The sequence below is a fragment of the Streptomyces sp. NPDC001020 genome, assembly GCF_053599115.1.
The window spans coordinates 1-21,789 of the sequence record NZ_JBSFLQ010000011.1 but is presented as its reverse complement, the minus strand read 5'-3'; the positions used below and the strand labels follow the sequence as shown (position 1 = coordinate 21,789).

Genomic DNA, 21,789 nt, shown 5'->3' with positions numbered 1-21,789 from the left:
GCGCGGCCGGTCGCCGCGGCACGGCTCCCGTCTTGCGGGGCCACGGCGACCCATCAGACTTTGGAAGTGAAGTAGTCATGGCCAAGCGAATCGACGTAAGCGGACTCACCGCCTACTACGGCTCCCACAAGGCGATCGAGGACATCTCGATGACGGTCGAGCCGCGGTCGGTGACGGCGTTCATCGGCCCCTCCGGCTGTGGCAAGTCGACGTTCCTGCGGACGCTCAACCGCATGCACGAGGTGACGCCCGGCGGACGCGTCGAGGGCAAGGTGCTCCTCGACGACGAGGACCTGTACGGCGCGGGGGTCGACCCGGTCGCCGTCCGCCGCGAGGTGGGCATGGTCTTCCAGCGCCCCAACCCCTTCCCCACGATGTCGATCTTCGACAACGTGGCGGCGGGCCTGCGGTTGAACGGCAACTACCGCAAGTCGGAACTGGACGACATCGTCGAGAAGTCGCTCAGGGGCGCGAACCTCTGGAACGAGGTGAAGGACCGCCTGAACAAGCCGGGCTCGGGCCTCTCGGGCGGTCAGCAGCAGCGCCTGTGCATCGCTCGTGCGATCGCGGTCGAGCCGAAGGTCCTGCTGATGGACGAGCCCTGCTCGGCGCTCGACCCGATCTCGACCCTGGCCATCGAGGACCTGATCGGCGAGCTGAAGGAACGCTTCACGATCGTCATCGTGACGCACAACATGCAGCAGGCCGCGCGCGTCTCGGACCGTACGGCGTTCTTCAACCTGGCGGGCGTGGGCCTGCCGGGCAAGCTGATCGAGATCGACGAGACGGAGCGGATCTTCTCCAACCCGTCGGTCCAGGCGACGGAGGACTACATCTCGGGCCGCTTCGGCTGAAGACCCCTCGCGGTGCTGCATGGCGGTGCCACCGCGGGGAACAGGAGGGCCCGCCCCCGGTTCGGGGGCGGGCCCGCTCCTATTCGGCGACTTCTGTCCGCTCCCACCACTGGTAGACGGTGACCCGACCCTCCTGGCTGTCCTCGTGGCGCGACGTGACCTTGTAGTGCTCGTATCCGCCGCGGTGAGGAATCTTGAGCTCTTGTCCCGGAGGAACGACCGGCACGAGCGTGCCCGCCAGATCGTCCGGCCCGCCTTCGAGGAGTGCCTTGGTAGTCATAGGTCCAGTCTTGCCGCGCCACCGGGGACCGCATCTCGAAACGACGGGCCACCCGGAACACCGCCACCGCCCACCCCGGCCCTCGGGCCGAAAACCCCGAGGATCCGGGGTCCGGGGCATCTCCTCGGACGAGGCCTGCTCGGCGGGGTCCGGGCCGGCGCTCCTACCCGAACGCCAGGTTGATCAACCAGAACCCGCACGCCGCCACGATCGCCGCCGCCGGCATCGTGATGAACCAGCCCAGCACGATGTTCTTCGCGACGCCCCATCGCACGGCGTTCACCCGCTTCGTCGCGCCCACGCCCATGATCGCCGAGGTGATCACATGCGTCGTCGAGATCGGCGCCTTGAACAGGTACGCCGTCGTGAACATGATCGACGCCCCCGTCGCCTCCGCGGCGAAGCCCTGCGGCGGATCCAGCTCGATGATCTTGCGGCCCAGCGTGCGCATGATGCGCCAGCCGCCCGCGTACGTACCCAGTGACAGCATCACCGCACAGACGAGCTTCACCCACACCGGGATCGGATCGCTGTAGTCCTGGACGTCCGCGATGACCAGCGCCATCACCACGATGCCCATGGTCTTCTGCGCGTCCTGGAGACCATGGCCGAGCGCCATGCCGGCCGCCGACACCGTCTGCGCGATACGGAAGCCCCGCTTCGCCTTGTGCGGATTGGCCCGCCGGAAGAGCCACATGATCCCCGTCATCACCAGGTAGCCGACGACCAGGCCGACCACCGGGGACAGGAACATGGGAATGACGATCTTCTCCAGGACGCCGGACCAGTACACCGTCGTACCGCCCGCCAGCGCCGCGCCGACCATGCCGCCGAACAGCGCGTGCGACGACGACGAGGGCAAGCCGAAGTACCACGTGGTCAGGTTCCAGACGATGGCGCCGACCAACGCCGCGAAGAGGATCGCCATCCCCTTCCCGCCCTCGGGCGTCTGGATCAGGTTCTTGCTGACCGTCTTCGCGACCCCGTTGCCGATGAACGCACCGACGAGGTTCATCGCCGCCGCCATCGCCAGCGCCGCCCGCGGCGTCAGCGCGCGCGTCGAGACCGATGTCGCGATCGCGTTCGCGGAGTCGTGGAAGCCGTTCGTATAGGTGAAGAAGAGCGCGACCAGGATGGTCACGACCAGAGCGAAGGTGTCCATCGACGCCTCAGGACTCCTTGACCGCGATGGTCTCCACCGTGTTGGCCACGTGCTCGAAGGCGTCCGCGGCCTCCTCCAGCACGTCCACGATCTGCTTCAGCTTCAGGACCTCGATCGCGTCGTACTTGCCGTTGAACAGATGGGCGAGCAGCTTGCGGTGGATCTGGTCCGCCTGGTTCTCCAGACGGTTCACCTCGATCCAGTACTCGGTCAGGTTCGCCATCGTGCGGAGGTTGGGCATGGCCTCGGCCGTCAGCTCCGCCGCCCGCGCCAGGACCTCGATCTGCTGGGCGACGCCCTTGGGCAGTTCCTCGACGTTGTAGAGGACGACCAGGTCGACGGCCTCCTCCATGAAGTCCATGATGTCGTCCAGGGACGACGCCAGGGAGTAGATGTCCTCACGATCGAACGGCGTGATGAACGAGGAGTTCAGCTGGTGGAAGATCGCGTGCGTGGCGTCGTCACCTGCGTGTTCCGCTGCCCGCATACGCTCTGCGATCTCGGCCCGGTCGGAGTTCTCCGCCCCGAGCAGTTCCATCAGGAGTTTCGAACCGGTGACGATGTTGTCCGCGGACGCGGCGAACATGTCGTAGAAGCTCGTCTCCCTGGGGGTAAGACGAAAGCGCACGTGGGGTCCTCAGATGCTTCGGTTTCGGTCAGGCTGATGCTAAGCACATCATCCGGCCACGGCTACAGGGTCGTCCTCCAGTGTCGCCCATCGAACATTGTGGTCGGCACGGGGGCGGTACGAGGGCTGCCGGGGCCTCGGCCAAGGGCTCTCCACTCCCGGCAAAGTTCGTTACCATATACCCGTCAGGGGTATATGTCCGTTTTCGCGGAGCGCGGGATCCGTGTCCGCGGGTGACTGTCCAGACCCGTATCACCGGCAATGATCTCCAGGAGGACGCGATGACGACCACCGAGGCCGGCGCGCCGGCGCCCTCCGAGGGCGCCGAGACCGTGGTGACCGACCACGACCACGGCATCCACGGCTACCACCACCAGAAGGACGAGCACCTCAAGCGGCTGCGCCGCGTCGAGGGCCAGATCCGCGGGCTGCAGCGGATGGTCGACGAGGACGTGTACTGCATCGACATACTCACGCAGGTCTCCGCCTCGACGAAGGCCCTGCAGTCCTTCGCGCTCCAGCTCCTCGACGAGCATCTGCGCCACTGCGTCGCGGACGCCGCGCTCAAGGGAGGGTCGGAGATCGACGCGAAGATGGAGGAGGCGACGAAGGCGATCGGCCGGCTGCTGCGGACATGACGCCGGGGCGGGCGGGACATTCCGACGGTTCAGTCGCCGAAGGGGTCCCGCTCCTCTGCCACCCTCAGCACCTCGTCGATGCTTTCCAGGCTGAGCCGGTCCTCGTGCGCGGCCGAGGCCGCGATGATCAGATCGCCGCACAGCTCGATCTCGGCGAGGGCCACGTGGTCCTGAACTGCCGTACCGCCCAGCGGAGCCACGCGCATCACCTCTTCCTGCCGTCACCGACCTCCTAGGGTAGGGACCGGCCCGCACACCGCGCATGGCACGGACGGACCATTTCCGCCTCCCTCAGCCGCGCCACTTCCGGGCCCGTCCTGCGGCCCCCCGCCCGCCTTCACCGCTCGGCGATCTTCCCGGCGAAGATGTCCTCGGCCGCCGGGAGCACCACCCGGGCCGGGGCCCCGAAGCCGTACAGCAGGGTCGTCGAGGTCACCGCGACCGTGGTCTTCCGTTCACCGTTGACGAAGCCGAACCGCTGGCGGAGCTTGCGGACACGCCCCTGGTCGTCAAGGTAGGCGTCGAAGGGGACCTCGGCCGTGGCGAACCCTTTCGCCGCCGCCCGCAGCGGCCCCTTGTTCCCGGCGGAAGCGCTCCGCGCCGCGAGCCCGATGTCAGTGGTCCCGCGATAGTGCCGCACTGGTGTCCCGGCGACCTCGCTCCGCCCGACGTACGTCGCCTTCCGCACCCCGCGCAGCAACTCGGCCGCCGCGTACGGGTCGGTGACGCCGCCGGTGACGAGGTTGCCGTCGGAGAGCGTGGCCGTGTCGACCCGTACCCATTTGTCGGCGGGTACGCCCGCGCCCCGGTTCTTCATGAACAGGGCGCCGGGGGCGAGCAGTTCGGTGATGGGGCGGTGCTCCTCGACCCCAGCGGGGTCCCGCGGCAGCGTCACCGTCAGCCGCCCGAGCCGGTCACGGAAGTCGTACACGCCCTCGCCGCGGATGGTGACCCGGGTACCGCCGGTGGCCATCTCCATCGACGTACGGGCCCGGGAACTGCCGGCGCGGACCAGGATCTCGGCTGCCCGGTGGAGCTCCCCGACGGCGTCGGTGACCAAGTGCGCGTCCTCGGCGGCGGCCCCGCTACCCGAACATCCGGTCACCGAGGTTCCGCAGACCAGCAGCCCCACTGTCGCGGCGAACGCCGCGCCCGCCCGATCATGCCGCCGCACCACCATCGCCTGTCTTACCCCCAGCCGGTCCGTCCCGGTGTCCCTCCTGTCGTTCCGGTTAACGACGAGTAGGGGCACCCGTCACGCGCTGGACCCGGCGGCTCACTTGCCTTGGGTAACCTTGCCGGGTGGAGCAGCAGGACAACCCCGCCCGACCAGAACCTCACCGCACGACCACGGTCGAACAGGGCCGTTTCTGCGTGGCCCGCTGCACCTGCGGCTGGCGCGGCCCGGCGCGCAGGGCCCGCAGTCTGGCCAGATCGGACGCGCGGGGACACACAAGCGGCTAGGGCCAAGGCCCGGTGGAGCCTGTGCTGGAGGTCCCGCCCGCTCCGGCAGGCTCAGGCCGCCAGGTCCCGCTCCTCGGACGCCGCCTCCGTCCGCGCGCCGGGGATCACGGTCCCCTGGGCCCGCGCCCCACGAGCGCGGACCAGCGTGCTGACGCGCGGCGAGCGTTCGATCGCCTTGGTGAGCGGGGTCAGCAGGGTCATGGCGAGCGGCGAGAGCAGCAGGGCCACGGCCGTGCCGAGGGCGAAGCCGCCGACGACGTCCGTCGGGTAGTGCACTCCCATGTAGACCCGGCAGAACCCTTCGAGGAGTGCGAGCCCGAGGCCGATGAGCCCGAACTTCCGGCTCGCGACGAACAGTCCGGCCGCCATCGCCATCGCTAGCGTGGCGTGATCGCTGACGAAGGAGTAGTCGGTCTTGCCGGTGACGAGGACGTCGAGTCCCTGATGGTCGACGAACGGCCGGGGGCGTTCCACGAAGCCCCGGATCGGCACGTTCACCAGTACCGCGACACCGGCGGCGAGCGGGGCCCAGACGAGCGCGGCCATGGACGACGCCGCGTCCTCGCCGCCCCGCCGGCGCGTGCTCCACCAGCACCACAGCACCAGCAGGACCATCGCGAGCAGCAGGCCGTACTCGCCGGCGAACGCCGCGACGCGGTCGAACCAGTGCGGGGCGTCCTTGGCCAAGCCGTTGATGTCGTAGAGCAGTTCGACGTCGGGGTTCGAACCCGGTTCAGCGAGTCCAGCCATCGTGCGCGGCCCCTTCGTCTGTGCCGTACCGCGGACGCGCCTGTGCGCGCCGCTCCACCACCCCCGTGGTTGTAGATCCACTCCACGTCAAGCCGTTGCCGTACGTCGATGCTCTACGTCAGAAGCAACGCACGGCCCGCTTGCCCGCGTTCCGCACTCAACCGAACGATCACGCAGACGTTACCGAAGAGAGACTTGTCTTCGCAGCTCAGGGGAACGAACGTACGAGGGCGTTCCGGTCGGTGTGTGCCCTCGCACGCCGTTCGGCCATCGTTCACACCGTGGTGGGCAGCGCTTTCGCGCCATCTTCGGTGACCCGCGTCGCACCGAAGTAGTCCCGGGTGTCGATGGGGTCGAAACGGATCACGGCGCCCGTCCTGGGCGCGTCGATCATGTAGCCGCCACCGACGTAGATCCCGACGTGCCGGATGGCGCGCGAATCGGACAGGTCGTCAGAGAAGAACACCAGGTCGCCCGGGAGCAGTTCGCTCCGTTTCGGATGTGGCCCGGCGTTGTACTGGTCGTTGGCGACGCGGGGCAGCGCGATGCCGACACTCGCGTACGCGGCCCTGGTCAGCCCGGAGCAGTCGAAGCGTCCGCCCTGGTCGGCGGTGCCGTTGCCACCCCACAGGTAGGGGGTGCCGAGCTTCTTCTGGGCGTAGTAGATCGCGCCGGCCGCTTGCCTGGAGGGGTCGACCCGCTGCACGGGCGCGGCGAAGCTCTTCGCCAGCGTGGTGATGGTCTTCACGTAGTTCTGGGTCTCCCTGTACGGCGGCACCCCTCCGTACTTGATGACCGCGTACGCCCCCGCGTTGTACGCGGCGAGCATGTTCTCCGTCGGGTCGCCGGGCACGTCCTTCACGTACGAGGCCAGCTTGCAGTCGTACGAGGCGGCCGACGGGATCGCGTCGGCCGGGTCCCAGACGTCGGCGACTCCGTTGCCGTCGGCGTCCATGCCGTGGATGGCCCAGGTGCCGGGCATGAACTGCGCTATCCCCTCGGCTTTCGCCGGGCTCTTGGCGTTCGGATTGAAGCCGCTCTCCTGGTAGAGCTGGGCGGCGAGCAGCGCGGGGTTGATCGCGCGGCACAGGTTGCCCCACTTCTGCACGAGCGGGGAGTACGCGGCGGGCACGGCGTTCCTGGCGAGCCCGACGGACCCCTGTCCGCTCCCGCCCGGGAGGTTCCCGGCGGTCATGTAGACACCGATGACGAGCAGCATCACGAAGCCGATCACGGAGCTGACGGCAGCGGTGCCCCAGATCCACGCCTTACGCACCGTCAACCGCCCCTCGCCGCCCGGGAGTACGCCGAGGGTCAGTGTAGGGGCGCCGGGCGCCGACGGGCCCGGAGAAGTCCTGGTCCGGCCTCACGGGCGGAAAGGATCGGCCATCGCCGAGAGACCGCCGCCGACGGCGTGTCAGCAGGTGTTTCGCAGGGGCCGCGCGAGGGAAACGTGGCTGCGGCTACCAGGCCTTTTCCAGTGGCCTAGCCCGAGGCGGTCCGGTAGAGGGCCGCGGCCTCGCGCCCCAGGACGACGCTGTAGGAGATGTCGGAGGTGGAGCCGCCCTGTTCGTGGCCACCGAGGACGCCCACGACCTCGCCGTCGTTGTTCACCCAGGGGCTGCCGCTCGTGCCGCCGGTGAATTCGGGGCATTCGATGCGCTGTTGGGTACGGCTGTGGGCGGTCGGCTTGTTCGTACAGGTGATCGGAGTTTCCTCGGAGCTCGGGTATCCGGTGATGGTGACGACGGTGGCGCCGGTCTTCCGCCCCGTGACGAACCGGTTGCCCCCGACGATGTCCTCGACGTTCGCACCGCCGGTCTGCTCCAGCTTGGCGAAGGCGACGTCGCTGTTCTCGTCCTGGTCGCCGCTGCGCCAGCTACCGCCGACGAACGTCTTGGTCACCTTCCACACGCCGTACGGCGCCTTGCCGTCCCGGTAGCCGGGGGCGAACCACACGGTGGTCTTGTTCAGGCAGTGCGCGGCGGTGACGATCAGATTGCCGTGCTTGCTGTGCACCACGGAGGCGGTGCAGAAGTGGCCGCCTTCCAGAGCGCCGCCCGGGCCGAAGAGCGGGCCGACCCGGGCGTTGTCCAGGCCTGCCTCCGCCTGGATGGTCGCGCCCAGCGGTCCGATACCGCCGTCGGCCGCCGCCACGGAGGAGGTCGTGACGGCCAGCAGCACGATGGCACCGAGGAATGCGTGCCGGCGGTTGCCAGGGGGGCGCGTGATGGGTTTCATCGCCTCTTACTGTGGACCACAGAGGTGAGATTGTCCCTGTGAGCACCCTGAAATTCCGCTAAGAGGGTGCATCGTCGCGGATCGCCGCGCGCATTCGGCGCACATCCGCTTCCTCCCTTCGGACGCCTCCACGGCTCGTGCGGTAAGTCCCGTCCTAGTCGCGATCCGGGGCGCCGTCAACCGTCGCGCCACCCTCGGGCTCCGCGCAGGGCGGCGGGCCCGCGCTGGAGGCCCTGCGCAGGATCTCCGAGGCGTTCCGCGCCAGGTCCGAGACCGACCGCGCCACCTCCGCGACCGACCGCGCCGCGCTACCGGCCGGCGTCTCCGGCCGGGCGCCCTCGGACGACCGCCACCACCGCAGCACGGCCCGCTCCACCTGCGGCAGCGTCCGGTGTCCGGCCACCGCGAGCGCGATCGCCGCGGCCACGCCCGCCCAGGCGAACGGGCCGAGCGGGGTGCAACCGAGGACCTGGCTGACGCCCGGGGTCTGCACCAGGCCGACGAGCGCCGCGGCGGAACCGAGGGCCGTGAACCGCACCAGCCGACTGTCCCGGCGGTCGGCCATGGTCTGAGCGAGCTGAGTGCCCACCAGCGCGCACAGGGCCATCGTGGTGGAGCGGCGGGATGTACCCGGGGTGAAACGGCCGAGCAGCCACGCCACGGTCGCGCCCAGGCAGGTGGCCAGGGCGCGGTGGCGAATCTGCCGGATCAGCGCGGGCCCCAGAAGGGATGTGACGAGCCGTCCGCCCGCCTCGCTCCCGGCGCCGGCCCCGTCCTGCTGCTCCCGGGCGGGGGTCACCGCCACCGCCACCGCCGGGAACAGGTCCGTGAACAGGTTGACCAGCAGCATCTGACGGGTCGAGAGTGGGGCCGCGCCCCACAGGAGGCCGCCGAGGATGCCGAAGCCGACCTCGCCGGCGTTGCCGCCGATGAGAATGGCGATGGCATCGGCGACGCCGTGCCACAGCGCGCGGCCCTCTGCCACCGTCTCGATCAGCACGGTCAGATCGGAGTCGACGAGGACCAGGTCGGCGGCGTTGCGCGCGGCCGCCGAACCGCGGGCGCTGATGCCCACGCCGATGTCGGCGGCGCGAATGGCCGCGGCGTCGTTGGCGCCGTCGCCGACCATGCCGACGACCCGGCCCGCGTCCCGTAGCGCCTCGACCACCTGGAGCTTCTGTTCGGGCGCGACCCGGGCCACGACGTCCGCGTCCCGCAGCATCCGGACCCGCGCCGACCGGTCGGCGGCGGCCAGTTCGTCGCCGGTGACCACGGCCGTGTCCTCGGGCCAGCCCAGCTCCACGGCGATCGCCCGCGCGGTCTGCGGATGGTCGCCGGTGAGCATGACCGGCCGTACGCCCGTTCGCCGCAGTCCCTTGACGAGGGCGGGGGAGGTTTCCCGCGGCACGTCCGACAGGGCCAGCAGGCCGGTGCATCGGAGGCCTTCGAGGGTCTGCTCCAGCACCTCCTCGTCGTACTCGTCCCCGGCAAGCGGACGCTCGGCCACCGCCAGGACGCGCAGCCCGTCGCGGGCCAGCACATGGGCCGCCTCGGAGATCCGGGCCGACAGCCCGTCGCAGGCGGGCAGCACGACCTCCGGGGCGCCCTTGACCACGAGCACCCGGGCGCCGCCCTCGACTCGGCCCACGGCGGCGGCGTACCCGCGGCCGGCCTCGAACGGGCGGCCCTCGGTCTGCGTCCAGCCGGCGTCAGGGCCGGCGGCGTCCAGCACGGCCTCGTCGGTGGCGTGGGCGTGCTGGAAGCCACCGGTCAGGCGGGGGCAGGCGCGGGCGGCGACGCGCACGGTCCGCGCGGATCCGGGGAGGTCGGCCTCCCGGACGGTGCCGTCGGCATCCGCGGCCCGGACCACCCGCAGCCGGTTCTCGGTGAGTGTGCCGGTCTTGTCGAAGCAGAGGGTGTCCATCCGGCCCAGCGCCTCCAGCGTGCGCGGTGTACGGACCAGGACGCCCTGCCGGCTCAGTCGCCGGGCGGCGGCGAGCTGGGCCACCGTGGCCACCAGCGGCAGCCCCTCGGGAACGGCGGCGATGGCCACCGCCACTCCGCCACTGACCGCCCGCCGGACCGGTGTGCCGTGGAGCAACGACAGGCCCGTCACCGCGGCCCCGCCCGCGAGCGTCAACGGCAGCGCCTTGCGGGTGAGTTCCTGGAGCCTGGCCTGTACCCCGGCGGCCGCGGGCTTACGGGCGGCGAGGGAGACGGCGCGGGCCGCCTCGGTGTGGTCGCCGGTGTCCACCACGACCGCCCGGGCGCGTCCGGCCACCACGGTCGTGCCCTCGAAGACCATGCAGCTTCGGTCGGCGACGGCCGCGTGCGGTGTCGGATCCGTCTGCTTGGCGGCCGGCAGGGACTCACCGGTCAACGCGGACTCGTCCACCTCCAGGCCGTCCTCCCACAACAGCCGCGCATCGGCGGGTACCACGTCATCGGCCTCGATCTCGATGACGTCTCCCTGGTGCAGCTCGGCGGCGTCCACGGTCTGCGCCGCCGGCACGGCCCCCTTCCGTCCCCGTGGCCGCGGCTTTCGCGCCCCTCGCCGCCGCCGGAGGCGGGCCTTGCGCTGCTGCTCGGCCACCAGCCCGGACAGCGCCTGCTCCGCCCGCAGCCGCTGTACGCCGCCGACCAGGGCGTTCAGGTCGAGCGCGCCGACGACCAGCAGCGCGTCGACGGCGGAACCGAGGATCGCCGACGCGGCGGAGCCGACCGCCAGGACCGGAGTGAGCGGATCGTCGAGTTCGCCCCGTACGGCTCGGGCGAGCCGCACCGTCCAGCGCGCGGGGGCGCTCACGGGCCCGAAGACGGGGTGCCGGGCAAGGGACTGCGCCGCGGTGCGCACCGTCGCCTGCTCGGCCTCCGGCGCGGGCTCGCGCTCCAGCCGCTCCTGGACCTCCTCGGGCTCGAGCGCGTGCCAGGGGATCCGCGGGCGCGGGCGCGGAAGCGGGGTCGCGGCCACGCGGAGCGCCGCCTGAACGCCGGCCAGCAGGGCGGCGGCCGCGGCCGCGTCGACCGGCATGTGCCGCAGACCGGGCAGCGGCCAACGGGGCGAGGGACGGGCCCCGCGCACGGCCACCAGCAGCCCGGACAGGGCCGCCCCGGACCGGGCCAGGGTCTGCGACTTGCCGACGACCCCACGCGCGGCCGTGATCGCGGTCAGCACCCGCCAGGCATCGGCCAGACCGTTCGGGGCCAGCACGTCGGCGCCCCAGACGACGATCCCGTCCAGGTCGGTCAGGGAGACGGCCACGTCGCTGCCGAGCAGGCCGGCGAGCACGTCGTCCTGATCGGCCGAGGAGGGCCGAGCGACGGTGACGACGGTTCCGCCCTCGCTGCCCTCGATCAGTTCGTCCACCACCTCCTCCAGCGGCCGGTCGCCGCCGACGACCCGGTCGGCGAGGCCCGTGAAGTCGGCCAGCGCGGGATGGTCGACCATCACGACACGCAGCCCGGCGTGCCGCGCCGCGTCCAGTACGGCCTCGATCCACGGGTCGGCGCCGCCCGGGGTCAGCAGCGCGCTGGGGTGCAGGACGAGTGTCTCGGCCAGTTCCAGGTGCCGCAGCCGTTCGGGCTCCCGGACCAGCACGCCCTGCCGGGCCAAGGCTCCGCTCAGCACGGAGTGGAAGGCGGCCGGGCCGTAGCGGGCGGCCTTGGGCGAGCCCGCGAGCACCGCCTCCGCCGCCTCTTCGATGTCGCGCTTGACCAGTTCCGTCGCCATCGCGCCGAGCACGCTGGCGACGGAGGTGTGGGCGGCGTATTCCTGGGTCGGGGAGTTGTGCAGCGGAGGGCGCGGGTGGTGATCGGCCGGCACCGCGACGCGCTCCGGCCCGGACCAGCGGTCATGCGTCGCGTCGAACGCGACCGCGCGGGCCACCCGCTCCGTCAACTGGCAGGCGCGCAGTCCGCCGTCGAGCACCAAGGCCGTCGGCGTACCGCCCGCGGAGTGCGCCGCCGCGTTGGCGAGGGCGAGCGTCAGGTCCATCCCGGACCGGCCGAGGCGGCCGGTCAGCCAGGTGCGGAAACGGGGGTTCTCGCGCAGCAGGGTCACTACCGCGGTCACCGTGCGCGGCGTGTGCGGCAGCCGCAGGGCGGCGCCGGCGATCGCGACACCGGCACCCAGGACGTCGGCCGCGAGCGCCACCGCGGCGGTCCGTACGGCGGCGGGGTCACCGGGATGCGCGAACTCCTCCTCCTCAGGATCCGCCGTGACCACCAGGCCCCAGTGTTCGGCGAGGGTGGTGGCCCGCTCCACCACCCGATCGGTCATCTCTCCCCCGGTGGCCGTGACCACCAGCCGCATCAGCCCGCCGTCCCAGTACGCGGACAGCACGTCCGGCCGCTCGGCCAGTGCCTCGGCCACTTTCCGGGACGCCTTCGCGACGCTCCTGACCGCGGCCTTCCGTCCGGCGCGGCCGGGTTCGCGCAGCCGTAGCGTCAGGTGCGCCCTGGCGCCGGACCGCCACTGACCGGTGTCGCCGGGCAGGGCGTTGCGCACCACCCGTGCGGCACGCACCGCGGTGTCGGCACCGCGCACACCGGCCCGTGCGGCCACCGCGGCCGCCCCCGCCAACGCGCCCGCCGCGGCCGGAGCGCGGTCGGCCACCAGCCGAGGGCCGGCCCGGACGAGCCCGGCAGCGGTCGAGGGTCGTATCACCCCCAGTCCTAGCCCCATCGCTCGCCCTCAGGTGGCGGCGGCGGTACGGCGGTGCCGCGTGGTCGTGGTGGTGGCAGGCCGACCCGGGGTTTCCTTCCGTCGGCCGGCGGACGTCGTGCGCTTGGCACTCCGGGAGCCGTCCGTCGCCTGCCCGGATGGCTCCGGGTGCTCGGGTCGCGGCTGCGTCAGCCAGGCCACGGCCGCGCCGGTGAGCGCGACGGGCCACTCCACGAGGCCCGCGACACCGAGCACCCCGGCGCCGGTGTACACCGCCAGCCGCCGCCCGCGCGGAGACACGGATCCGACCGCGTCCAGCGCGCCTTCGGTGGCCCTGCCGACTGCCTCCGCACCGGGCACCCTGCGCAGCGCGGAAGTCACGGTCCGCAGCGGCTCGGGAAGGTCCGACGACGACTTCTGCTGAGCCATTTTCCTCTCGCCTCCAGTTACATGTGTCCTGTATGACTGGTTCCCGCGATGGCCCGACCTTCACGCGCAAAAACGATAAATCAGAAGGAAAGTGCCATAGAGCGGTCCGCTCGGCGGGCGGGCCCTGTGCCGCGAGGCGAGGACACGGCCCGCGCACGGGGGCACCGCACGCGCACGGGAAGCAGCGGAAAAGCACGGAGCGTGCGGGCCGACAGGTTCGCCGTCACCCTGTGCGCCCACCCCCGCGGACCGGGGATAACCTTCCGCTCGTACGGGTGACACCTGCGCAGAAACAGCCGACCGAACAGGCCGTGCCGCAGGCCGACTCAGACCGTCACGACACAGAGGGGGCTCACGACAGAACCGCACCACAGGTTCCGCCCGAACCCTCATTGCCCGGCGTGACCTGCCGTGATACACAGAGTAACCATACGTCTCTTCGAATACCGCCCCACGCCTCCGCGGAGGTCCCAGACAGGCCGGAAGCAGGGGGCGCGCACGAAACCCGCCAATTCAATGACGCCAAGTCGACATACGACGGCGTCATTGTCGGCGAGAATGACTCTGACCTCTGCGACCGTGGCAGGGGAGACAGAACTACCCACCAGGGGCGGTGACTTACATGCATCTCGCGGCCGCAAAAGGCGACATCAACACGATCATCGGCGGAATCGCTCCAAACTGGGGGCCTTTCGGCAGCCTGGGCAACGAAGCACGTGTGATGGTCGAGGTCGTGATGGCCATCGCCATCCTGCTCTGCCTGGCGATCGCGATCTGGGGTGCGGCCAAGCAGCGCATCGGCGCGACGGCCCTGCGCGACACGTTCAGTGCGGAACAGGGCAAGGGCCTGATCATCGCGGGCCTGACCGGGGTCTTCATCATCGGATCACTCGGCACGCTGTTCACGATCGTGTACGGCATGGCTGTCTAGGCCCGGCCGGAGCGCATGCCACGCACTGGCGCGCCGTCAGTCCCCGGCCGGGCGCGCCCGGTTCTCCACCCCAGACCCATCCGTCCGTCGCGCCCACCGGCTGAGGTTGCGTTTCCCTGATGTCGAGTCACCACACCGCGCCCGCGCGGGAACCAGCACGGCTACCGTCGTACATCTACGCGTTTCCACACGAGGTACGGAGTGGCTATGAGGTCGAGGGGGCGTGCTCGGCGTGAGTCTCGGTGACGGTGCCTCCGGCGGGGGCGACGGAGAGTACGGCGGAGTCGGACAGACCCGAACACGGCTGCCCGACCGGGCCGGTGACGTGTACGGGGGTGCCAGGCGGGGCCGATCCTCGTCGCGGAGACTGGTCACGGTCGTCGGTGTGGTCGTCTTCCTGATCGCGGCGATCGCCTTCGCGAACCGCGGGGGCGGGGACTCCGCGTCGGACGGCGACCGACACCGCGACAAGGTCGCCTCGGCCCCGACAGCCGCCTCCGGAACGCAACCGGTCCGCACGAAGGCCCAGGGAATCCCCTCGGGCTTCGCGCACGACGAACAGGGGGCACAGTCCGCTGCCTCCAACTACGGCGTGGCGCTCGGTTCCACGGGCATGTTCGATGCGGAGCAGCGGCACACGATCGTCACCACCGTGTACGCCCCCGAGGTCGCGGCCGCCCGGCAGACGGACCTCGACAAGGCGTATTCCAACGAGAGTTTCCTGGCCAACATCGGCCTCACCAAGGACGGCAAGGCACCAGCCGGCGAGACGTTCGTCTCGCGGATCATCCCGGTGGGCACCAAGGTCACGAAGTACAGCCCCGACAGCGCGACCGTCGAGCTCTGGTACACGTCGCTTTTCGGTCTGTCTGGCGAGGCGTCCACGAACCCGGTGGCCCAGAGCTGGTACACGACGACGTACCAGCTGAAGTGGATCAACAGTGACTGGAAGGTCTCCGACTTCACCCAGAAGGACGGGCCCGTTCCGGTCGGGCGGGACCAGAAGGCCTCCAGCGCTGACGACATGACCAAAGCCGTCGAAGAGTACGGAGGGTTCACGTATGCCCGCTAAGCGCTGCGTACTCAAGGTCGCCGCCACAGCCACAGCCGCGCAGACGGCCATGGTGCTGTTGGCCACCCGCGCCCTCGCCGCTCCCAGCCCCACGCCCTCGCCGTCGACCAGCAAGGACCCCTGCGAACTCATCCGGGGCCCTGCCAAGGACTACTGCGAAAAGGGCAACTCCCCCTCCAACCGCGCCCCTTCCAGCACCTTCACCGACAACCCCCAGGACCCCCTCACCTCCCTCGCCAAGGGCTGCGCCGACGCCGCCTCCTGGACCGTCAACCAGCTCAGCAAGGCCGTGAAGGAGACCGCGAACGTCGACTTCACCAACCCGAAGTTCCTGCAGCAGTACGCCATCGTCTTCGCGGCATCGGCCATCCTGACCCTCCTGCTGTGGCTGCTGGCCGTCGCCAAGAGGGCCATCCGCGGTGTGCCCCTCGGTACCGCGCTCTCCGAGGCCATAGGGTTCCTCTGGCTGACCGTCCTGGCCTCCGCCTTCACCCCGCTGATCCTCTACACCGTCGTCTCGGCGACCGACAGCGTCAGTGACGTCCTCGCCAAGGCCTCCGGCAATCAGACCGACACGTTCTTCGGCGCGTTCTCCGGCGCGCTGAGCAAGGGAACGGGCATCGGCGGCGGTCCGATCATGCTGATCCTGGTGTCGATCGTCTCCATCCTCGCGGCGGGCGTCCTGTACCTGGAACTGTTCCTGAGGGCGGTCCTGCTGTACGTCGGTGCCCTCCTCGGCGTCGTCGTCTACTCGGGCCTCGTCGACAAGAACCTCTGGGGGCACGTCCGCCGCTGGGCGGGCATCATGATCGCCGTGATCCTCGTCAAGCCGGTGATCGTCATCGTGCTCGGGCTCGCCGGCGCCCTGGCCACGGACAAGGGACCGGACTCGCTCGCGGCCGTCGTCTCCGGGCTCGCCATCATCCTGCTCGCCATCTTCGCGAGCGCCATGATCTACCGGTTCGTTCCCGGCTTCGGCGACGAGATCGCCGCCTCCCGCAACAACCGCATCATGCAGGGCGCCGAACGCAAGGCCGCGGCCGTCATCAGTTCCCCGGCGACCCTGGTCGCCCAGGGCATCAAGACCCACAGCAGTCGCGCCGACAGCAAGGGCGGCGGCGGCCAGCCCGCGCGCCCGGCCAACCCGGTGTCCGGCGGCGTGGCCGCGCACAGCACCCGGGCCCCGGGCGGCGGCGGATCCGTCCCCTCCGCACCCCCGCCGCGCACCAGCCCGACCAGCACTCCTCACGCCAGCAACACCCGCAACAGCAGTACCAACCGCACGGGAGGTGAAGGGCGTTGACGACCGATTCCCATGTGTCCCCAGCGGTCACGCCCCGCCGGACATATCTGATCGGGCGCGCCCGGCCGAACGCGATCGTCGGCCGCAACCGCGAGACCGGCGAGATCACGCTGATCATCGCGGGCGCGTTCCTCGGCATGATGTGCGGGCTCCTCGTCCCCGTCCTCGCCCTGCGCATCGTGCTGCTGATGGGCTTCCCGCTGCTCGCGCTGGCCGCCGTGTACGTGCCGTACCGGCACCGCACGTTCTACAGGTGGTTCGAGATCAACCGCAGTTACAAGCGGACCCTGCGGCAGGGCACGACATACCGGTCGGAGGCCAAGGAGGCGGGTACCCGCCTCGACGGGCGCGAGGTCGAGGTCGGGCCGCCGCCGGGCATCGGACGGATCAGCTGGCTCGCCGCGCCCTTCGGGCCCGACGAGATCGCCGTACTGCTGCACGCCGACCGGCGGACCGTCACGGCCGCGATCGAGATCGAGGGCCCCGGCGTCGGCCTGCGCGACAGCGAGGACCAGGAAGCCCTCGTCGACCGCTTCGGCACGCTCCTCAAGCACGTCGCGAACGGCGACGGCTTCGTCACCCGCCTCCAGATGCTGGCCCGCACCCTGCCGGCCGACCCCGACGCCCACGCCAAGGACGTCGCCCAGCGGGGCGCCGAGCGCTCCCCGGCCTGGCTGCAGCGGTCGTACGACCAGTTGCAGTCCATGGTGTCCACGAGCAGCGAGCAGCACCGCGCCTACCTCGTCGCCTGCATGCACTACACCCGCGAACTGGCCGCCGAGGCCCAGGCGATGGCGCGCGCCGCGCGACCCCAAGGGGGCCGGAAGGTCGACCGGGACGCGGGGCTCGCGGTCGTCATGGCGCGCGAACTGACCGACATCTGCTCACGGCTGCAGGAAGCCGACATCCGCGTACGGCAGCCGCTGGGGCAGGGACGGCTCGCCTCCCTCATCCACTCCATGTACGACCCCGACCACCCCATCGACCACATCCAGGCGATGACCAAGCGCAACGCCTGGCCCGCGGAGCTCGACGCCATGGAGCCCACCTACCTCCAGGCGAAGACCCGTGAGTCGTCGACGCGTGCACCCTGGTGCCACGCCACCGCGTGGGTCAAGGAGTGGCCGATGACCCCGGTCGGCGTGAACTTCCTCGCGCCGCTGCTCGTCCACACCCCGGACGTCATCCGCACGGTCGCCGTCACCATGGACCTCGAACCCACCGAGATCGCCATCGAGCGGATGCTGACCGAGAAGACCAACGACGAGGCCGAGGCCAGTCGCGCCGCCAAGATGAACCGCACCGTCGACCCCCGTGACCTCGCCGCCAACTCCCGCCTCGACCAGCGTGGCGAGGACCTCGCGAGCGGCGCCGCGGGCGTCAACCTGGTCGGCTACATCACCGTCTCCTCCCGCTCCCCGGAGGCCCTCGCCCGCGACAAGCGCACGATCCGCGCCTCGGCGGGCAAGTCGTATCTGAAGCTGGAGTGGTGCGACCGCGAGCACCACCGGGCCTTCGTCAACACGCTCCCCTTCGCCACCGGCATTCGGAGGTAAGGCCTGATGCGGGATCCGCTGTCCGTCCTGACCGACGCCTTCACGTCCTTCCTCTTCGGCAAGGTCGAGACGACCCGGCTGCCCGTCCGCACGTCCACGGGCCAGGCGCAGGCCGTCTACCTGCCGACGGCCGCGCCCGGCCTCGGCGACTCCGGTGTGATCATCGGCCGTGAGGTGTACTCCGGGAAGGGCTACATCTACGACCCCTTCCAGCTGTACGGCCAGCAGCTCCCGGCACCGCACTGGCTCGTCCTCGGCGAGTCCGGCAACGGCAAGTCGGCGCTGGAGAAGACGTACGTCCTGCGCCAGCTGCGGTTTCGCGACCGCCAGGTCGTGGTGCTCGACGCGCAGGGCGAGGACGGGGTCGGCGAGTGGAACCTGATCGCGCAGGAGCTGGGGATCACTCCCATCCGGCTCGACCCGATGGCGGCCCTCGACCACGGCATCCGGCTCAACCCGCTCGACCCGTCGATCACGACGACCGGCCAGCTCGCGCTGCTCCGCACGATCATCGAGGTCGCGATGGGGCACGGCCTGGACGAACGGTCCGGCTTCGCCCTGAAGGTCGCACACGCCTACGTCAACGAGACGATCGTCCAGCGGCAACCGGTGCTGACCGACATCGTCGAGCAGTTGCGGCATCCGGAACCGGAGTCGGCGGAGGCGATGAACGTCGCCCTGGACGACGTACGGGCCTGGGGCCTGGACGTGGCGCTGGTCCTGGACCGCCTGGTCGACGGTGACCTGCGGGGCATGTTCGACGGGCCCACAACGGTCGGCATCGACCTGGACGCGCCGCTGATCGTCTTCGACCTGTCCCACATCGACCGCAACTCGATCGCCATGCCGATCCTGATGGCCATCGTGGGGGTGTGGCTGGAACACACCTGGATCCGCCCCGACCGCAAGAAGCGCATCTTCCTGGTCGAGGAGGCCTGGCACATCATCAACAGCCCGTTCGTGGCCCAGCTCTTCCAGCGGCTGCTGAAATTCGGCCGACGGCTCGGTCTGTCCTTCGTGGCGGTCGTGCACCATCTGAGCGACGTGGTGGACGGGGCGGCGGCGAAGGAGGCGGCGGCGATCCTGAAGATGGCCTCCACCAGGACGATCTACGCCCAGAAGGCGGACGAGGCACGCGCGACGGGCCGGGTCCTCGGCCTGCCGCGGTGGGCCGTGGAGATCATCCCGACACTGACGCCCGGTATCGCCGTGTGGGACGTCAACGGCAATGTGCAGGTGGTCAAGCACCTGGTCACGGAGACGGAACGGCCGCTCGTCTTCACCGACCGCGCGATGACCGAGTCGTCGCACGACATGACGGACGACGTCCTGCGCGCAGCGGAACTGGAAGCGGAGGAGCGTGCGGCGGCGTTCGTGGAACAGCGGCTGAGCGACCTGGACGGCACGTCCGAGTCGACGGTGGCATAGACATGGGGCCCCTATGAGACCAGGCAAGGAGCGGCGGGACGGGCAGGGAGGCATCCCCGACGGTCTGTTGGTGGGCGTGATCGCCTTCCTGCTCGGTGTCACGCTGATGGTGTGGACGGCCACCGGCATCGCGGGCTTGTTCGCCCAGGGCGCCTGGCCGGACGGCGTCGGGTTCAGGCATACGCCTCTGGCGATGCGTCATCTCCTCGGCCGCCCACACGACATCGCGGGCGCGTGGCCTGACACCCCGCCGGAACAGCTGCCCGGGTACGGGCTGTTCTGGGGCCTGTTCATAGGCGAACTGATGGTGCTGTTCGTCCTGAGCGTGTTCGTGATCGGCACGGTGACACGCTGGAAGGCGGTACGCGCGCACCAGAAGGCGGCCGGCCCGGTCCCGGGGCCGGGGCACGCCGCGACCGAGCAGCGTGCGGCCGCGGCGCCGGGGGCCGCTCGGTCCACGCCCTTCGATGCCCCGGCAGTCCCAGTGGTTCAGGGGGTGCCGGTGGTTCAGGAGGTAGCGGTGGTTCAGGAGGTAGCCGCACCCGCACCCAGCCCGGTCGCCGAACCCGCCGAGGCGCCCCCCACACCCGCGGCATCACCGCCGGCGGTCGCCCCCGTAGCCGCCCAGGAAAGGCAGGTGGGCGTCCGGGCAACCTCCCCGGTGGTCTTCGGCACGCCCGACGTCCGTCACCCCGTAGCCGCCCAGGCCGTGCGGGACGCGGAAGGGCCCGCGCTCGTCGTCACCTCCAGCCCCGCCCTGTGGTCGGAGACCAAGGACGCCCGCGCCAAGCTCGGCCCCGTTCTCCTCTACGACCCCTTGCATCTGTGCGACACCCCGGCCCGGCTGCACTGGTCCCCCACCTCGGGCTGCGAGGACAAGGCCACGGCGGCGGCACGCGCCGTGGCGCTGCTCGCCCCCGTCCGCCCCACGGCCCGTATCGACCAGGCGGTCGCCGACGTGGCGGAAACGCTTTTGCGGAGCTATCTGCACGCCGCCGCCATAGACGGCCGCACCATCCGGCACCTCCACCGCTGGGCCCAGGGCACACAGGTGCAGGAGGCGGTACGCGCGCTGCGGACACACCCCAAGGCGTCGTCCGGCACGGCCGGCGAGCTGGAGGCCGCACTCACCTCGTACCCCGAACGCCGCGACATGGCTCAGGAGTTGACGGCTCGCGCGCTGTCCTCCCTCTCCACGGTCAATATCCGCGAGGCATGCACATCCAACCGAAATGACAGCCTCGCCTTGGATTCCTTCGTCAACGAAGGGGGCACGCTTTATGTAGTGGGCGAGCCCATCGAGGACCCCAGGCAACATCCCGGCGCGATGCCGCTGCTGACGGCCCTCGCCTCCAGCGTGGTCGAGGGCGGCCGCCGCATGGCCGAACGGTCATCCTCCGGTCGCCTCGACCCACCACTCACCCTCGTCCTGGACGACGTCGCGGCGGTGGCTCCGCTTCCCCAGCTACCGGAGCTGCTGGCCACCGGAGCGGAGCGGGGACTTGTGCCCCTGGCCCTGCTCCGGTCCCGGGAACAGGGCCGCAGCCGCTGGCCGGACGCCGAACTCCCGGCGCCGTGGCCGACATGACCGTGTAGAGCTTCAGGAGCGTTCGTACGCCTACAGCGACTTGAGCTCCATCTCGTAGTCCACCTTGGAGAGGTCGCCGTTCGGGACGACCTCTCCAGTGCGGACGAACCCGAACTTCCGGTAGAAGCCCTCGGCCCGCACATTGTCCTGGTGGACGTGCAACCGCACCCGCTCCACCCCGTCGAGCCCGAGCGCCCACTCCACGGCCGCGACGAACAGTTCCCGGGTCACCTCGCTTCCGCGCTCCTCGGGCCGCACGTACACGCCGACGAGCTGCGCCTGCCGCCGTTCCACCGCCCGTCCGAAGAAGTCCTCGCTGCCTGGCTCCTCGACACGAGCCACCACCGTTCCGACCCAATTGCCGTCCGGCGCCACGGCGACGAACTGTCTGGCTCCCGTTCCATGCGACGCCCCCGACGCCCGCTCCTGCCAGAAGGAATCGGGCCGCGCCAGCGCCTGCTCGTACGTCTCCAGGAACGCGACCGGCGCCGCCGGATCCCGCAACGCCTCAAGGCGCAGTTCCTTGATCGCGCGCCATTCCTCGGGCCGCACCGACCGAATCTCATAGTCCATAAATGCGCACCCTAGGGCGCTCACTACCCGCGGACTACACGATTTCCGCAGCTCAAGTGCCCCGGCCCGAGCACCCCGCTGGTGGAGCCGGCATTAACGCAGAAAACCCCGCACCATAAGGTGCGGGGTTTTCTTCAAATTTTGTTCGGCGGCGTCCTACTCTCCCACAGGGTCCCCCCTGCAGTACCATCGGCGCTGTAAGGCTTAGCTTCCGGGTTCGGAATGTAAC

General features: G+C 70.6%; 19 protein-coding genes and 1 rRNA gene. 8 read left to right on the top strand and 12 right to left on the bottom strand.

All coding sequences use genetic code 11. The annotated features are described in order from the left end of the window. Window positions 1-77 precede the first annotated feature (77 nt). Window positions 78-854 carry a phosphate ABC transporter ATP-binding protein PstB gene (gene pstB / locus ACWDEX_RS12840; protein WP_450463301.1) on the top strand — a complete coding sequence of 259 codons (777 nt, stop codon included), beginning with the start codon at window positions 78-80 and terminating at the stop codon, window positions 852-854. A gap of 79 nt (window positions 855-933) precedes the next feature. Here the strand turns inward: pstB and ACWDEX_RS12835 are convergent, their stop codons facing one another. From ACWDEX_RS12835 to ACWDEX_RS12825, 3 genes are all read right to left on the bottom strand, one after another. Continuing rightward, window positions 934-1,134 carry a DUF5988 family protein gene (locus ACWDEX_RS12835; RefSeq protein ID WP_071364226.1) on the bottom strand — a complete coding sequence of 67 codons (201 nt, stop codon included), beginning with the start codon at window positions 1,132-1,134 and terminating at the stop codon, window positions 934-936. 163 nt (window positions 1,135-1,297) lie between these two features. Beyond that, complete coding sequence (locus ACWDEX_RS12830; protein WP_450463300.1) at window positions 1,298-2,296, bottom strand: anion permease; 999 nt, start codon at window positions 2,294-2,296, stop codon at window positions 1,298-1,300. A gap of 7 nt (window positions 2,297-2,303) precedes the next feature. Next, window positions 2,304-2,924, bottom strand: coding sequence for a DUF47 domain-containing protein (locus ACWDEX_RS12825; RefSeq protein ID WP_450463299.1), 621 nt, complete (start codon window positions 2,922-2,924; stop codon window positions 2,304-2,306). Window positions 2,925-3,205: 281 nt separating this feature from the next. On the opposite strand from ACWDEX_RS12825, the gene ACWDEX_RS12820 reads away from it, so the two are divergent. Further along, window positions 3,206-3,562 (top strand): metal-sensitive transcriptional regulator, encoded by a 357-nt coding sequence (locus tag ACWDEX_RS12820; RefSeq protein ID WP_450463467.1) that lies wholly within the window; start codon window positions 3,206-3,208, stop codon window positions 3,560-3,562. A 29-nt stretch (window positions 3,563-3,591) separates the two neighbouring features. Here ACWDEX_RS12820 and ACWDEX_RS12815 read toward each other — a convergent pair whose 3' ends face one another. From ACWDEX_RS12815 to ACWDEX_RS12785, 7 genes are all read right to left on the bottom strand, one after another. Next, the gene (locus tag ACWDEX_RS12815) at window positions 3,592-3,768 is read right to left on the bottom strand and encodes a hypothetical protein (RefSeq protein WP_450463298.1); all 177 of its coding nucleotides are present in this window, start codon (window positions 3,766-3,768) and stop codon (window positions 3,592-3,594) included. A 131-nt stretch (window positions 3,769-3,899) separates the two neighbouring features. Continuing rightward, on the bottom strand, window positions 3,900-4,742 hold the full coding sequence (locus ACWDEX_RS12810; RefSeq protein ID WP_450463297.1) for a hypothetical protein: 843 nt from the start codon (window positions 4,740-4,742) through the stop codon (window positions 3,900-3,902). Between the two features lie 335 nt (window positions 4,743-5,077). Beyond that, entirely contained in the window at window positions 5,078-5,776 is a 699-nt protein-coding gene (locus ACWDEX_RS12805; RefSeq protein ID WP_450463296.1) for a phosphatase PAP2 family protein, read from the bottom strand. 274 nt (window positions 5,777-6,050) lie between these two features. After that, window positions 6,051-7,052, bottom strand: a complete 1,002-nt coding sequence (locus ACWDEX_RS12800; protein ID WP_450463295.1) for a C40 family peptidase — start codon at window positions 7,050-7,052, stop codon at window positions 6,051-6,053. Window positions 7,053-7,261: 209 nt separating this feature from the next. Beyond that, window positions 7,262-8,017, bottom strand: a complete 756-nt coding sequence (locus ACWDEX_RS12795; RefSeq protein WP_450463294.1) for a trypsin-like peptidase domain-containing protein — start codon at window positions 8,015-8,017, stop codon at window positions 7,262-7,264. A 154-nt stretch (window positions 8,018-8,171) separates the two neighbouring features. Then, the gene (locus tag ACWDEX_RS12790; protein ID WP_450463293.1) at window positions 8,172-12,701 is read right to left on the bottom strand and encodes an HAD-IC family P-type ATPase; all 4,530 of its coding nucleotides are present in this window, start codon (window positions 12,699-12,701) and stop codon (window positions 8,172-8,174) included. A 9-nt stretch (window positions 12,702-12,710) separates the two neighbouring features. Then, a complete protein-coding gene (locus ACWDEX_RS12785; protein ID WP_450463292.1) occupies window positions 12,711-13,109 on the bottom strand; it encodes a hypothetical protein in 399 nt (132 codons plus the stop codon). Window positions 13,110-13,731: 622 nt separating this feature from the next. On the opposite strand from ACWDEX_RS12785, the gene ACWDEX_RS12780 reads away from it, so the two are divergent. The 6 genes from ACWDEX_RS12780 (at window position 13,732) to ACWDEX_RS12755 (ending at window position 20,987) form a co-directional block, all read left to right on the top strand. Beyond that, complete coding sequence (locus ACWDEX_RS12780) at window positions 13,732-14,040, top strand: hypothetical protein (RefSeq protein ID WP_265562045.1); 309 nt, start codon at window positions 13,732-13,734, stop codon at window positions 14,038-14,040. A 232-nt stretch (window positions 14,041-14,272) separates the two neighbouring features. Next, on the top strand, window positions 14,273-15,112 hold the full coding sequence (locus ACWDEX_RS12775) for a hypothetical protein (RefSeq protein WP_450463291.1): 840 nt from the start codon (window positions 14,273-14,275) through the stop codon (window positions 15,110-15,112). Continuing rightward, the gene (locus ACWDEX_RS12770) at window positions 15,102-16,415 is read left to right on the top strand and encodes a hypothetical protein (RefSeq protein WP_450463290.1); all 1,314 of its coding nucleotides are present in this window, start codon (window positions 15,102-15,104) and stop codon (window positions 16,413-16,415) included. Before ACWDEX_RS12775 ends, ACWDEX_RS12770 begins: the two co-directional genes overlap by 11 nt. Continuing rightward, window positions 16,412-17,971, top strand: a complete 1,560-nt coding sequence (locus ACWDEX_RS12765) for an SCO6880 family protein (RefSeq protein WP_450463289.1) — start codon at window positions 16,412-16,414, stop codon at window positions 17,969-17,971. Before ACWDEX_RS12770 ends, ACWDEX_RS12765 begins: the two co-directional genes overlap by 4 nt. 6 nt (window positions 17,972-17,977) lie before the next feature. Continuing rightward, window positions 17,978-19,399 carry an ATP-binding protein gene (locus tag ACWDEX_RS12760; RefSeq protein ID WP_450463288.1) on the top strand — a complete coding sequence of 474 codons (1,422 nt, stop codon included), beginning with the start codon at window positions 17,978-17,980 and terminating at the stop codon, window positions 19,397-19,399. A gap of 13 nt (window positions 19,400-19,412) precedes the next feature. Further along, entirely contained in the window at window positions 19,413-20,987 is a 1,575-nt protein-coding gene (locus ACWDEX_RS12755) for a TraM recognition domain-containing protein (RefSeq protein WP_450463287.1), read from the top strand. A gap of 30 nt (window positions 20,988-21,017) precedes the next feature. Here the strand turns inward: ACWDEX_RS12755 and ACWDEX_RS12750 are convergent, their stop codons facing one another. After that, window positions 21,018-21,560: a GNAT family N-acetyltransferase gene (locus ACWDEX_RS12750; protein WP_450463286.1), complete on the bottom strand. Its 543-nt coding sequence runs from the start codon at window positions 21,558-21,560 to the stop codon at window positions 21,018-21,020. A gap of 143 nt (window positions 21,561-21,703) precedes the next feature. Continuing rightward, window positions 21,704-21,789, bottom strand: a 5S ribosomal RNA gene (gene rrf, locus ACWDEX_RS12745); the annotation flags it as partial.

What these genes read in the sequence shown, in the direction of transcription:
- pstB (WP_450463301.1), top strand. Translation starts at nt 78, where the DNA reads ATGGCCAAGCGAATCGACGTAAGCGGACTCACCGCCTACTACGGCTCC.
- ACWDEX_RS12835 (WP_071364226.1), bottom strand. Translation starts at nt 1,134, where the DNA reads ATGACTACCAAGGCACTCCTCGAAGGCGGGCCGGACGATCTGGCGGGC.
- ACWDEX_RS12830 (WP_450463300.1), bottom strand. Translation starts at nt 2,296, where the DNA reads ATGGACACCTTCGCTCTGGTCGTGACCATCCTGGTCGCGCTCTTCTTC.
- ACWDEX_RS12820 (WP_450463467.1), top strand. Translation starts at nt 3,206, where the DNA reads ATGACGACCACCGAGGCCGGCGCGCCGGCGCCCTCCGAGGGCGCCGAG.
- ACWDEX_RS12815 (WP_450463298.1), bottom strand. Translation starts at nt 3,768, where the DNA reads ATGCGCGTGGCTCCGCTGGGCGGTACGGCAGTTCAGGACCACGTGGCC.
- ACWDEX_RS12810 (WP_450463297.1), bottom strand. Translation starts at nt 4,742, where the DNA reads ATGGTGGTGCGGCGGCATGATCGGGCGGGCGCGGCGTTCGCCGCGACA.
- ACWDEX_RS12805 (WP_450463296.1), bottom strand. Translation starts at nt 5,776, where the DNA reads ATGGCTGGACTCGCTGAACCGGGTTCGAACCCCGACGTCGAACTGCTC.
- ACWDEX_RS12795 (WP_450463294.1), bottom strand. Translation starts at nt 8,017, where the DNA reads ATGAAACCCATCACGCGCCCCCCTGGCAACCGCCGGCACGCATTCCTC.
- ACWDEX_RS12790 (WP_450463293.1), bottom strand. Translation starts at nt 12,701, where the DNA reads ATGGGGCTAGGACTGGGGGTGATACGACCCTCGACCGCTGCCGGGCTC.
- ACWDEX_RS12785 (WP_450463292.1), bottom strand. Translation starts at nt 13,109, where the DNA reads ATGGCTCAGCAGAAGTCGTCGTCGGACCTTCCCGAGCCGCTGCGGACC.
- ACWDEX_RS12780 (WP_265562045.1), top strand. Translation starts at nt 13,732, where the DNA reads ATGCATCTCGCGGCCGCAAAAGGCGACATCAACACGATCATCGGCGGA.
- ACWDEX_RS12770 (WP_450463290.1), top strand. Translation starts at nt 15,102, where the DNA reads ATGCCCGCTAAGCGCTGCGTACTCAAGGTCGCCGCCACAGCCACAGCC.
- ACWDEX_RS12760 (WP_450463288.1), top strand. Translation starts at nt 17,978, where the DNA reads ATGCGGGATCCGCTGTCCGTCCTGACCGACGCCTTCACGTCCTTCCTC.
- ACWDEX_RS12755 (WP_450463287.1), top strand. Translation starts at nt 19,413, where the DNA reads ATGAGACCAGGCAAGGAGCGGCGGGACGGGCAGGGAGGCATCCCCGAC.
- ACWDEX_RS12750 (WP_450463286.1), bottom strand. Translation starts at nt 21,560, where the DNA reads ATGGACTATGAGATTCGGTCGGTGCGGCCCGAGGAATGGCGCGCGATC.